This is a genomic window from Streptomyces sp. NPDC005566, assembly GCF_040605575.1.
Taxonomy (GTDB): Bacteria; Actinomycetota; Actinomycetes; order Streptomycetales; family Streptomycetaceae; genus Streptomyces.
In genome coordinates this window covers 191,811-204,290 of sequence record NZ_JBEXDB010000013.1, presented here as the reverse complement: position 1 = coordinate 204,290, position 12,480 = coordinate 191,811, and the positions used below count along the sequence as shown (strand labels likewise).

At 70.0% G+C, this 12,480-nt stretch carries 11 protein-coding genes; 4 read left to right on the top strand and 7 right to left on the bottom strand.

What is annotated here, in order from left to right; all coding sequences use genetic code 11:
• Positions 1-660: 660 nt before the first annotated feature.
• On the bottom strand, positions 661-1,506 hold the full coding sequence (locus tag ABZS61_RS21865) for a hypothetical protein (RefSeq protein WP_356423604.1): 846 nt from the start codon (positions 1,504-1,506) through the stop codon (positions 661-663).
• Between the two features lie 175 nt (positions 1,507-1,681).
• Between ABZS61_RS21865 and ABZS61_RS21860 the strand changes: the two genes are divergently transcribed.
• Both ABZS61_RS21860 and ABZS61_RS21855 read left to right on the top strand, forming a co-directional pair.
• The gene (locus ABZS61_RS21860) at positions 1,682-2,764 is read left to right on the top strand and encodes a Glu/Leu/Phe/Val dehydrogenase dimerization domain-containing protein (protein ID WP_356423601.1); all 1,083 of its coding nucleotides are present in this window, start codon (positions 1,682-1,684) and stop codon (positions 2,762-2,764) included.
• Positions 2,765-3,114: 350 nt separating this feature from the next.
• Positions 3,115-3,372 carry a DUF3073 domain-containing protein gene (locus ABZS61_RS21855; RefSeq protein ID WP_356423598.1) on the top strand — a complete coding sequence of 86 codons (258 nt, stop codon included), beginning with the start codon at positions 3,115-3,117 and terminating at the stop codon, positions 3,370-3,372.
• A 129-nt stretch (positions 3,373-3,501) separates the two neighbouring features.
• On the opposite strand, the gene purM is transcribed toward ABZS61_RS21855, so the two are convergent.
• Both purM and purF read right to left on the bottom strand, forming a co-directional pair.
• A complete protein-coding gene (gene purM / locus ABZS61_RS21850) occupies positions 3,502-4,569 on the bottom strand; it encodes a phosphoribosylformylglycinamidine cyclo-ligase (RefSeq protein WP_356423595.1) in 1,068 nt (355 codons plus the stop codon).
• A gap of 60 nt (positions 4,570-4,629) precedes the next feature.
• The gene (gene purF, locus ABZS61_RS21845) at positions 4,630-6,156 is read right to left on the bottom strand and encodes an amidophosphoribosyltransferase (RefSeq protein WP_351169975.1); all 1,527 of its coding nucleotides are present in this window, start codon (positions 6,154-6,156) and stop codon (positions 4,630-4,632) included.
• A gap of 568 nt (positions 6,157-6,724) precedes the next feature.
• Between purF and ABZS61_RS21840 the strand changes: the two genes are divergently transcribed.
• A complete protein-coding gene (locus ABZS61_RS21840; protein ID WP_351169978.1) occupies positions 6,725-6,817 on the top strand; it encodes a putative leader peptide in 93 nt (30 codons plus the stop codon).
• Positions 6,818-7,066: 249 nt separating this feature from the next.
• Positions 7,067-8,533, top strand: a complete 1,467-nt coding sequence (locus tag ABZS61_RS21835; RefSeq protein WP_356423589.1) for a sulfatase-like hydrolase/transferase — start codon at positions 7,067-7,069, stop codon at positions 8,531-8,533.
• A 20-nt stretch (positions 8,534-8,553) separates the two neighbouring features.
• On the opposite strand, the gene ABZS61_RS21830 is transcribed toward ABZS61_RS21835, so the two are convergent.
• The 4 genes from ABZS61_RS21830 to ABZS61_RS21815 are packed head-to-tail and all read right to left on the bottom strand — an operon-like array spanning position 8,554 to position 12,444.
• A complete protein-coding gene (locus ABZS61_RS21830; RefSeq protein ID WP_356423586.1) occupies positions 8,554-9,366 on the bottom strand; it encodes an META domain-containing protein in 813 nt (270 codons plus the stop codon).
• Between the two features lie 52 nt (positions 9,367-9,418).
• Entirely contained in the window at positions 9,419-10,222 is an 804-nt protein-coding gene (locus tag ABZS61_RS21825) for a sterol carrier family protein (protein WP_356423583.1), read from the bottom strand.
• A gap of 51 nt (positions 10,223-10,273) precedes the next feature.
• On the bottom strand, positions 10,274-11,566 hold the full coding sequence (locus ABZS61_RS21820; protein WP_356423580.1) for a hypothetical protein: 1,293 nt from the start codon (positions 11,564-11,566) through the stop codon (positions 10,274-10,276).
• A gap of 44 nt (positions 11,567-11,610) precedes the next feature.
• Entirely contained in the window at positions 11,611-12,444 is an 834-nt protein-coding gene (locus ABZS61_RS21815) for a M23 family metallopeptidase (RefSeq protein WP_356423577.1), read from the bottom strand.
• Positions 12,445-12,480: the final 36 nt, after the last annotated feature.

The following is a 12,480-nucleotide window of genomic DNA, read 5'->3' as shown; positions in this document are numbered from 1 at the left end:
CTCCTCGGGAGAACCGAACCATCTCGGTTCTTTCCTCTAAATTCTGCACCTTGACCCGCGTTGCCCGATATGGCGGACGCGGGCCGAGTCGGTTATAGGACGAACGGCTTGTCCTCGGCACTACAACTACACCATCCGTCCAGCCACGTCGGCCAAACCGATGGAATTGCCCTCCCAGGTGTTCATCAGCGACGGAAGCCGATGGACCATGCCATAGCGGACAGTCACGCCCCAGTAACGATCAGTCACAGGGCGATCAGGAGTCATCAGAAGTCGTCAGACCCCCCATGAGCATGCAATGCCAAGCATTCCGCCCATACTTGGGCGAACAGAGTCCTCCCCGGACTCCTTGTCCTATTTTGGCATGAGGAGTAGGGAAGGGCGCAAGGGCCCCGTAAGTGCTATCCGTCACCCTTGAGGCAAAGGCCCGGTTCAGGACGTAGGTCCTGGGCCCCGCGGAGTGCCCTCCCGCCTCGTGTGTCACACGCGTCACACAGGTCGCGGGTTCACGGCTCGTCAGTTCCCGTCAGGGCATCCCCGTTCACCTCCGTCCGGCGCCCTCGGCATCCGCCTATGCCGGACACCTCACGAGATGTCTCTTCCCTTCCGCTCACACCGCTATGCGACGCTTCGTGGGATTTCGCACAACTTTCGCAGTCGTCAGTTGGCTGACTGCCTGTCACGGACAGCCCGCCACCGCTCGGCGAGACGCCCGTACGCGACGCCCGCCGCGTCGCTGTCGCCGGCCTTCAGCGCCGCGATGCCCTCGGCCACATCCGCCGCCGACCGGTCGGCGGCGAGCTGCTCCCGGGGCAGCGCGTGCACCAGGCCGCCGTAGTCCAGTTCGACCAGGGCGCGCGGATGGAACTCCTCGAGCCACCGGCCCACATCCACCAGGCCCTCGGTCAGAGGCCCTTCGTCGACCGTCTCGCGCAGCGTCCTGAGCGCCCGCGCGAGGCGCCGCCGCGCCTGCACCATCGGCGTCCGGTAGCGCAGCAGAGGCTGGGTACCGTCGGCGTCCGCCTCGACGTACTCGCGCTCCTCGTCGTCGAACAGGACGAACCAGCGCACCGGGACGTGCCACACCGTCGTCCGGATCCAGGGACGGGCGTCCGGGTTCCGCTCCGCCCACCGCTCGTAGTCCGCGATCGCCTGCCCCCGCACCACCGGAGGCAGCACCGCGTCCAGCACCGTGGCCGGAAACAACCCCCCGAGTTCCTCCAGCGCCAGCCAGCCCCGCATCCGGGTCCGCCACGGGCAGACGCAGACCGCCCCGTCCAGCTCCGCCACGAAGGCGTCCCCGCTCTCGTGCACGGGCACCCCCACCGGCGGGGTGGGCACCAGGTCCGCCAGCGAACGACGCAGTTCGTCCTGCGCCGTGGGGAGGACGGAACGCTGCGCGTAGCGCGCCCAGTGACTGCGTTCGGGCTCCCGGAAGGCGGCGAGCGGCTCGTACACCCGCAGGTAGGACGTGTAAGGGACGAGCACTGAAGACACCACCGACATGCAGCAAATCGTGTCACGCCAGTACTCCGCCAGGGGGTGATCCTCGGCACTGGAACAGATCTGCGTGTCCCGAGGACTTACGCTCTTGCCCAGTCGGACCGGCCGTGCCGGTCCGACCGGGCCCTCCCCACCTTCAGGAGGGTCTTCCGCCGCTTCGTACTTGGGAGTCACCACAGTGACCAATCTGACCGACGGCGTCCTGCACACCCTGTTCCACTCGGATCAGGGAGGCCACGAACAAGTCGTGATCTGCCAGGACCGTGACAGCGGCCTCAAGGCCGTCATCGCCCTCCACTCCACCGCCCTGGGTCCCGCCCTCGGCGGCACCCGCTTCTATCCGTACGCCTCCGAGGAGGAGGCCGTCGCGGATGCGCTGAACCTGTCGCGCGGCATGTCGTACAAGAACGCCATGGCCGGCCTGGACCACGGTGGCGGCAAGGCCGTCATCATCGGCGACCCGGCCACCGTCAAGTCCGAGGAACTGCTCCTGGCCTACGGCCGTTTCGTGGCCTCGCTCGGCGGGCGCTATGTGACCGCCTGTGATGTCGGCACGTACGTCGCCGACATGGACGTCGTCGCCCGGGAGTGCCGCTGGACCACCGGCCGCTCCCCCGAGAACGGCGGCGCCGGGGACTCCTCCGTCCTCACCGCGTTCGGCGTCTTCCAGGGCATGCGCGCCTCCGCCCAGCACCTGTGGGGCGACCCCACGCTGCGCGGCCGCAAGGTGGGCGTCGCGGGCGTCGGCAAGGTGGGCCACCACCTGGTCGAGCACCTGCTCAGCGACGGCGCCGAAGTCGTCATCACGGATGTACGCGAGGAGTCCGTACGCCGGATCACCGATCTGCACCCCGAGGTCGCCGTGGCCGCGGACACCGCCGCGCTGATCCGTACCGAGGGCCTCGACATCTACGCCCCGTGCGCACTCGGCGGAGCGCTGAACGACGAGACCGTGCCCGTGCTCACCGCCAAGGTGGTGTGCGGCGCGGCCAACAACCAGCTCGCGCACCCGGGTGTCGAGAAGGACCTCGCCGACCGCGCGATCCTGTACGCACCCGACTACGTGGTGAACGCCGGCGGCGTGATCCAGGTCGCCGATGAGCTCCACGGTTTCGACTTCGACCGGTGCAAGGCGAAAGCTGCAAAGATCTTCGACACCACGCTGGCCATATTCGCACGTGCGAAGGAAGACGGGATTCCGCCGGCCGCCGCGGCCGACAGGATCGCCGAGCAGCGCATGGCCGAGGCCCGTCGCCGCTGACGCTTCGCCCGATTCACCCGGCGGCCATCGGCCCGTCACCGGAGTGTGCAGTGCCGGTGTCGGGCCGGTGGCGGCTCGGTGCCCGGCCGGTACGCCGGACGGGAGACAAGGCTCACGCCGGTCGGCGGGTCGGCCGTCCGTAAGAGGTTAAAATCGCGGTTGACCAGCGAGGACGGGCTCCTCGGTGGTCCTGTACCGAGGCACGTGATGCGGGCGGCGTACCGTATGGCCGAGGAAGCAGGTACCGTTAAAGCCACGGGCGCGGTCTCTCAGCCGAGAGTCCGTCCTGAAACATGAACGCGTGTCAAGACTCTGGGGCCGTCGAGCCCCGTCACCGAGGGGGTCGAGCCATGGGGCGCGGCCGGGCAAAGGCCAAGCAGACCAAGGTCGCCCGTCAGCTGAAGTACAGCAGCGGCGGGACTGATCTGTCGCGTCTGGCCAATGAGCTGGGCGCATCACCTTCGAGTCAGCCACCGAACGCTGAGCCGTTCGAGGACGACGACGAGGAAGATGACCCGTACGCACAGTACGCGGATCAGTACAACGACGAAGAGGACGCGGACGAGGACGACCAGTCCGGTCCGTCGTCACAGCGCCGCGGCGCTTGACCTCGCGCTGACACATCAACCCGGTCCGGGCCTGCCCGGACCGGGTTCTGTGCTGTCCCGGTACGGACGGATGGCGCCGGCTCCGCCTCACGCCGGTCCGGAGTGTGCCGGACCGGCGTTCGTGGCGTTCTACCGCGCGTAACTGCCGGTCAGTTCGGCGCCCGTGGAGTGCGCACCGCGGTCGGTGATCTCACCCGCGACCCAGGAGTCGACACCCCGGTCGGCCAGGGTCGTGAGCGCGGCGTCGACCGAGTCGGCGGGAACGATCGCGATCATGCCGACACCCATGTTGAGCGTCTTCTCGAGCTCCAGCTGTTCGACCTGTCCGGCCTTGCCGACCACGTCGAAGACGGCGCCGGGTGTCCACGTCGAACGGTCGACCGTGGCGTGCAGCGAGTCCGGGACGACCCGGGCCAGGTTGTTGGCCAGGCCGCCGCCGGTGACGTGGCTGAAGCCGTGCACCTCGGTCGTACGGGTCAACGCCAGACAGTCCAGGGAGTAGATCCTGGTGGGCTCCAGGAGCTCCTCGCCGAGCGTCCGTCCGAACTCCTCGATCTCCCGGTCCAGGGCCCAGCCGGCCCGGTCGAAGACCACGTGGCGCACGAGCGAGTACCCGTTGGAGTGAAGACCCGACGACGCCATCGCGATCACGGCGTCACCCTTACGGATACGGTCCGGGCCCAGCAGGCGGTCGGCCTCGACCACACCCGTGCCCGCGCCCGCGACATCGAAGTCGTCGGGGCCGAGCAGACCCGGGTGCTCCGCGGTCTCGCCGCCGATCAGCGCGCAGCCCGCCAGGACGCAGCCTTCGGCGATGCCCTTCACGATGGCCGCGACACGCTCGGGATGCACCTTGCCGACACAGATGTAGTCGGTCATGAAGAGCGGTTCCGCACCGCAGACGACCAGGTCGTCCACGACCATGCCGACGAGGTCGTGGCCGATCGTGTCGTACACGCCCATCTGCCGGGCCAGATCGACCTTCGTGCCCACGCCGTCGGTGGCGGAGGCGAGCAGCGGGCGCTCGTAGCGCTTGAGTGCCGAGGCGTCGAAGAGGCCGGCGAATCCGCCGATGCCCCCCAGGACCTCGGGGCGCTTCGTCTTCTTCACCCACTCCTTCATCAGCTCGACGGCGCGGTCACCGGCTTCGATGTCGACGCCCGCCGCCGCGTAGGAAGCACCTGTTGTCTCAGACATTGCCTGGGATCTTTCGTGTGGGAATACGGGGCTGGTGGGGAGGGAGCCGGTCGGTCCGGATCACGGACGACGCAGCGCGTCGGCCGCCGCGGTCGCGGCGGGGCCGGCCGCCAGCTCGGTCTCCAGCAGCTGCTTGCCGAGCAGCTCCGGGTCCGGGAGCTCCATCGGGTATTCACCGTCGAAGCAGGCGCGGCACAGGTTCGGCTTGTCGATCGTCGTCGCCTCGATCATCGCGTCGAGCGAGATGTACGAGAGCGAGTCGGCACCCATCGAGGTGGCGATCTCGTCGACGGACATGCCGTTGGCGATCAGCTCGGCGCGGGTCGCGAAGTCGATGCCGAAGAAGCAGGGCCACTTCACGGGCGGGGAGGAGATCCGGATGTGGATCTCGGCGGCGCCCGCCTCGCGGAGCATCCGGACCAGAGCGCGCTGGGTGTTGCCGCGGACGATCGAGTCGTCGACGACCACCAGGCGCTTGCCCTTGATGACTTCCTTGAGCGGATTCAGCTTGAGACGGATACCCAGCTGGCGAATGGTCTGGGACGGCTGGATGAAGGTCCGGCCGACGTAGGCGTTCTTGACCAGTCCGGCACCGAACGGGATTCCGCTCGCCTCGGCGTAGCCGATGGCCGCGGGAGTGCCCGACTCCGGCGTCGCTATGACCAGATCGGCCTCGACGGGAGCCTCTGCCGCCAGCCTGCGGCCCATCTCGACCCGGGACAGGTAGACGTTGCGCCCGGCGATATCCGTGTCGGGGCGGGCCAGGTACACGTACTCGAAGACGCAGCCCTTGGGCTTCGCTTCTGCGAAGCGGGAGGTGCGCAGGCCGTTCTCGTCGATGGCGACGAGCTCGCCCGGCTCGATCTCGCGAACGAAGCTGGCACCGCAGATGTCGAGGGCGGCGGACTCGGAGGCCACCACCCAGCCACGCTCCAGCCGGCCGAGCACCAGGGGGCGGATGCCCTGCGGGTCACGGGCGGCGTAGAGGGTGTGCTCGTCCATGAAGACGAGCGAGAAGGCGCCCTTGACCTCGGGGAGCACCTTTGCGGCGGCCTCCTCGATGGTGAGCGGCTTGCCGTCCTCATCCGTCTGGCCGGCGAGCAGCGCGGTCACCAGGTCGGTGTCGTTGGTCGCTGCCACCTGGGTGGCACGGCCGTCCTTGCGGGGAAGGTCGGCGACCATCTCGGCGAGCTGGGCCGTATTGACCAGGTTGCCGTTGTGACCCAGGGCGATCGAGCCGTGCGCGGTGGCACGGAACGTCGGCTGCGCGTTCTCCCACACCGAGGCACCGGTGGTGGAGTAGCGGGCATGACCGACCGCGATATGGCCCTGGAGGGAACCCAGAGACGTTTCGTCGAAGACCTGCGAGACCAGTCCCATGTCCTTGAAGACCAGGATCTGGGACCCGTTGCTCACTGCGATGCCCGCGGACTCCTGTCCACGGTGCTGCAGGGCATACAGTCCGAAATAGGTGAGCTTGGCGACCTCTTCGCCCGGAGCCCAGACACCGAAGACGCCGCAAGCGTCCTGGGGGCCTTTCTCTCCGGGGAGCAGGTCGTGGTTGAGTCGTCCATCACCACGAGGCACGGCACCGAGTGTAGGCGAGATCGACCACCGGTCCGAATTGGGGAAGTGCCGCGCACGGCCTGCGGGAGCACCGCGGACGTGGCCGGGAGGGGCCCCGGCGGGCCGTTCCGGGTGACACCAAGTGATCACTCGGAGTGATCACGACCGGTTCGCCCAAGTGCTCTTCCGCGGGCGGGGGGCAGTCGGCGCCCGGATGAGCGGCTGGTTACCGGTCGGTTGGGGGCGGCCGTCGAGTGGGCGTCGAGCGGCCCCTCGTGGCACTCGGTGAGCCGGGCCGAGGCGCCGGACGGACTTCGGCCGCACACTCGTTTCGTGGCGAGCCTCACACTCGGGGGCGCGGTCGAGGGGCCCGCCGGGTGATCCGAGGACCCGGGAGTCGTCCGGGCGACGGCCGAGGCGGCTTCCGGGGGTCCACCCGCCGAACACGGGCGACGGCCGGGGGTCACACGGGAAGTCCGTGCGACTGCCGAGGTCGCCTTCGGAGGTCAAGGTGACCGCCGGGCCGTCCCTGTCCGCAGTGCGAGACCGGCGTTGACAGGCTCATGGCTCGTTGGCAGGCTCCTGCCCCATGCAGCCCTCCGGTGATCTTTCGGTCCCGCTTGTAGAGCGCCGCCACGTCGATCTGGGACGTGTAGCGAGCGCCATCTGTCGCTGCGCCTGAGCTTTTCGCGCTCCCGGGCCTCGGGCCCCCGTCCCGGACTTCCCGTCCCGGAGCTCCCGTCCCGGACTTCCCGTCCCGGACTTCCTGGACGCATGAGCCGAGCCCGCTTCTTCTCCTGCTTCTCCCCCTCTGCCCGCTCATGGCCGGGTGCGTTCCCGCACGCCCCCGCCCCTGACGCGCCCCCCGTCGCGTTCATCCACCTCGTGCGCCCTCTTCCGACCGGCGCCCGGGGCCCGCCCTGGAGACCTCATGCCCCCTCGCGATTCGAATACCAGTTCCCCTCGGCGATCCGACTCACCGCTGAGCCGACGCGCCTTCACCACCGCGGTGGGCGCGACCGCCGCCACCGCAGCCGTCGGGGTGCAGGCCGCGACGCCGGCCGCGGCGGTCTCCGGACCGGCTTCCGACGACGCGACGCGGGAGCAGCCGTTCCGTGCCGCCCGCGGCAAGCACTCCCGGCGTCCCAACATCCTGTTCATCCTCGGGGACGACCTCGGCTGGGCGGACCTCTCCTCGTACGGGGCACCGCACATCCGGACCCCCAACCTGGACAGGCTCGGCCGCCAGGGCGTCCGGTTCACCGACGCGTACGCGGGGTCCGCCACCTGCTCCCCCACCCGGTTCAGCCTCTACACCGGGCGCTACCCGGGCCGTACGCAGGGCGGACTCGCCGAGCCCATCGCGGACAGGTCGGTGGGCCTCGAACCGACACACCCGACGCTCGCCTCGCTGCTGCGCGGCGCCGGCTACTCCACCGCGCTGATCGGCAAGTGGCACTGCGGCTACCTGCCCGACTACAGCCCGACCAGGTCCGGCTGGGACGAGTTCTTCGGCAATTTCGGCGGGGCGCTCGAGTACTACTCCAAGCTCGGGCTCGGCGGTGAGTACGACCTGTACGAGGGCGATGCCGAGTACAAGGACCTGCGCTACTACACCCGGATCCTGACGGAGCGCGCGAGCGAGTACGTCCAGCGGGACCACGACGCCCCCTGGCTGCTCAACCTGAACTTCACCACTCCGCACTGGCCGTGGATCGCGGACGGCGACACCGAGGAGAGCGCCGAGATCGTCCGGCGCATCAAGGCGGGCGACGGAAGCGCACTGTGGAACGCCGACGGCGGCTCGGTCCAGAAGTACACCGAGATGGTCGAGGACCTGGACCGCTCCGTCGGCGAGGTGCTGAAGGCCCTGAAGCGGTCCGGTCAGGAGGAGGACACCCTGGTCTTCTTCGCCAGTGACAACGGCGGCGAGCGCTTCTCCTACAACTGGCCGCTGTCCGGCAACAAGAGCTCGCTCCAGGAGGGCGGCATCCGCGTCCCCGCGGTGCTGCGCTGGCCCGCCCGCATCGACGGTCACCAGGTCAGCGACCTGCCGGTGTTCTCGCCCGACTGGACCGCGACGCTCCTGGAGCTCGGCGGCGCACGGCCTGACCCCGCCTATCCGCTGGACGGCATCAGCCTCGCCGGATACCTGCTGCGCGACGAGGAGCCCGAGGAGCGCGACCTGTTCTGGCGGGTGCGGGGGGAGCGGGCGCTGCGCCGCGGTGACTGGAAGTACTACCGGGGGAAGGCCGGCACCGACCAGTTGTTCAAGCTGGCCGACGACCAGCGGGAACAGGCGAACCGGGCGGCGGCCGAGCCGGAACTGCTGGCCGAGCTGCGGGCGTCGTGGGAGAGGACCAACGCCGGTCTGCTCCCGTATCCGACGGGTTCCTGATCCCGCGTTCCGCGAGGGGATCAGCCCTTGGCCGCCGGGGCCGACGCGCCGAGTCCCTTGCCGTTCTCCGCGGTGAGGGACAGGGAGCGGTGTCCGATCGTGTACGTCGTCCTCCCCTTGAGGACGCCGAGCAGCGTGCGCTCCAGCTCCATCTCGGGCCCCGGGCACATCTTCCGCGTCGAGGCGAGCGGGCCGAAGGTGATCGTGGAGCCGGCGACCTTCGCCGTGCCGTGGAAGGAGTTGCAGCCGAGGCTGCCTTCCACGGAGCCGTCCTTGCCGAAGGTGAGGTGTGCCCTGCCCTCCGTACCGGCGGGCAGGGAGGTGGCGGTGGTCCCGGAGACCAGCCCGGTGACCTTCCAGGCGGTGCCGGTGAGCGGGGCAGGGGGCCGGGCGGTGAGGGCGATGGAGTCGCCCTCGGCCGTGGTCAGGGTCAGGGTCCGGTCGGCGCCCCGGCCCGCGACGGCTGCCTCGAGCTTGCCGCTGAAGGTGCGGCCCATCGCTTTCTCGAACTGCTGGAGATCCTTCTCGCAGCCCATCTCGGTGGTGGTGCCCGGCCCGACGGTGACCGTGTCTCCGTCGATGCGGACGCCTGCGGTGAAACGGTTGCAGCCCAGATTTCCGCTCGCCCTGCCCTGGGTGTCGATCTCGACGTGGGCACCCGCCGGAGCAGCGGTCTTCTTCCCGCCGACGGTGAGGGAGGACACGCTCCAGTGGACCCCGGTGACGGGCAGTTCGGTCCGTACGGTTCCGCTGCCGTCTCCGGATCCTGCTCCGGAGCCCGACTCCGTACCGCAGGCGGCAAGGGTGAGGAGGGCCAGGACGCTGACAGCCATACGTTGTTTGTGCATGGTCATGGGACGGATCGAGTAGCCGATCCGGTTCCCCTCAGCCCATCAGCGGGAGCAGATGGGCCAGATCGGCCCGCTCACCACTGGCGCCGACCTGCGCATCGTCGAGCGCCCGCGCCCACTGGGTACGGCCGGTGGCGAGCCGGATCCAGGTGAGCGGATCCGTCTCCACGACATTGGGCGGGGTACCGCGGGTGTGCTTGGGGCCACCGATGCACTGGACGACCGCGAACGGCGGGACGCGCACCTCGACGGACCCTCCGGGCGCCTTGTCGGCGAGGGCGTCGGCGAGCAGACGCGTGCACGCGGCGAGCGCCTGACGGTCGTACGGGATGTCGAGGCCGGTCGCCCGGTGGAGGTCGTCCGTGTGCACGACGAGCTCGACGGTACGGGTGACCAGGAAGTCGCCCAGCCGCATGGCGCCCGCCCGGGTCGTCACCAGCCGGTCGGGCGCTGCGGCGGGCACCAGCTCCCCGAACCTGGTGGCGGTCACTTCGTACAGCGCGTCGAGGTCGGGCCACTGCTCGGCCAGTGCCCGGGTGGCGTCGGCGATCGCCCCGGCACGCCCGGCCGTGGAGAGCGGCCACTCCAGCAGGGTGAGTCCGGGCTTCGGTCCGCCGACGGGTGCGGGCAGCTCGAGGCTGTCGCTGATCCGCCCGAGCGCCATCGTCATGTGCGCGGCCAGGTCCCGTACGGTCCACTCGCCCAACCGGGCCGGCAGGGCGAGCTGTTCGGGCGCGAGACCGCGAACGGCTTCCCGCACGTGGCCGAACTGGGCCAGGACCGCGGTCAGGGTCCTGGAGTAGTCGTACGCGCGCATGCGCTTCTTGGCCGGTGGCATGCGAGCGAGACTAACCGGCGCCTGGGACAGCGGCCGCTGGTTGCCCCTCCCTCAGCTCCGGGCGAAGTCCGCCTTCTCCGGGAAGGTGACGCCGGTGCAGCCGCGGCGTCCGGTCGCGTCGTCGACATATGCCCGGAACAGTGCTTCGAGCCGGTCGGCGACTATGCGGTCGTACGGATAGGCCAGCCACATGACGTGCACGGCGGGCCGGCCTCCACAGACGGAGGACGCCCACCAGATGCCGCTGGAGTCCGTGCCCGCGGTGCCCGGGGCAAGCTCGGCCGGCCCGAGGGTCTCGTTGCTCAGAAGCCCTCGCGTCCCGTCGCCGACGTACGTCTCGGTCTTCACCCACCAGGGGGAGTACTTCAGCACGTCCTTCAGCCTCTGCGGGTGGTCCGCGGTCTTCGCGTAACCGGGGTAGATCCTGCGGGTCTCCTTCTCCCCCACCGCCAGCACACAGGCGTCGTGGGCGCTCGCCCTGCCCGCCGGAGCGGCCAGCGCCCGGTCCGGGAGCTTCCCCCGGCCCTCCGTGGTCAGGAAGCTCCGGTACCAGGCGCAGGTGCCACCCGTGCTCGCCGGGGCGCCGAGCGCCAGCTTCGGCTCGGCCAGGGCGGCGGGAAGCCCGGGGAGTTCCGCCTTGCACCCCGTCCGCCCGGCAGCCCTGTCGGCCGCCTGACGCGCCAGGCCGGCGAGCGTGCGGCGGTCCTCGGACGTGACGGGCTCGTCGTACCGGGCGACGGCGGTCGCCTCTGTGGAGGAGACCGCGCCCCCCTTCTCGCACAACGCCCGGGCCGTCACCTTGTATTCGTCGTACTCGCCCAGGCGCCCGTCCCCGAGCGGGTGTGGGAGCGCGTGGCGCACCACGACAGCCGGCTCGTCGGCCGTGTACGGGGAGCGGAAGGGCCGGTCGGACTCTCTGTCGATCTCGGTCTCGGCCTCCTCGGCCTCCTCGGCGTCCGGGTCCGCCGCGTGCCGGACGAGGGCCAGCGAGAAGTGCCCGTACGTCGTCCCCGGATCGCCGACCCGGTAGACGAGACAGCCGCTGGACCGCTCGTCGGTGTCGGCTTCGTGTTCGTCGGAGAGCTCGACCCGGTTGACACCGCCGCCGTTGAGCCCGAGGACGGGGTCGGGATCGATGAGGCCGCCGCACGCCTCGGTGATGTGTTCACGGCTCTCGGACCGGTCGCGGAGATCGATCAACTCCAGGGCGAAGGCCCAGACACTGAGTCCGATACCGGCGACGGCGAGCACGCACAGCAGCTTGTTGAAGCTGTTGCCCCAGGGCCCGCGGTCGGGCCATTCCCTTGCGGCACCGCCCTGTTGCGCACTTCCTCGATCGTCCACCGTCGTCCCCCCGTACATCACAACGTGTAACGATCGCCAAGCTATCAGCCGCTGCTGACAGCCTCGTCGGCGACGAACGCCTCGCCGTTCGCCGGGATGCCGAGGCCCCGCCAGGTGAAGGGAACTCCGCGGCCCACATCGAGGTCCGGGTGGTCCATCAGCTGGAAGTGCACATGCGGTTCTGTGGAGTTGCCCGAATTCCCGCACCGGGCGAGCTGCTGTCCCTCCCGTACGGTGTCTCCCGCCCTCACCCGGAGCGAGCCGCGCCGCAGATGGGCGTACACGGCGAACGTACCGTCGCCGACGTCGAGCACGATGTGGTTGCCGACGATCCTGCCCGCGCCGGCCATGTCGCGGACGGACGCCTCGACCAGCATCAGATAGGCGAGCGCCGGGCCGGAGTTGCGGCTGAGGTGGTCGCGCTGCCCGTCGCTCGCGTGCACGACGGTGCCGTCGGCCACCGCGATGACCGGGGCGCCGAACGCGGGGAAGTCCTGATTGCGGCGGACGACGGGCCACAGCCACCTGAACGGCGGGCGTACGGGGACGCCGTCACCCTCCGGTTCGGCGACGATGTCGATCGCGTACGTCTGTCCGTAGCCGTGCGTGCCGTGGCTGGGCACCTTGTCCGCCGGACTGTTGAGCGCGGTCCAGCGGCCGGTCACCGGCGGACCGACCTCCACCGGCGGCCCCGCCTTCGCCAGGTCCGTACGGCTGCGGCGGCCCACGGTGAGACCGATGACGATCGCGATGCCCGCGGGCACGAACGTCAGCCCGTAGGGGACGAGCGGATCCGCGAGGACGCTCACGAGCACCAGGGCGACGAAGACGATCCAGCAGCAGCGGTAGAGGATCATGACGGCTTTGCGAACGGGCATGACGCTTCCCCTCATCAGGTGTGGTGCGGGTGCCGG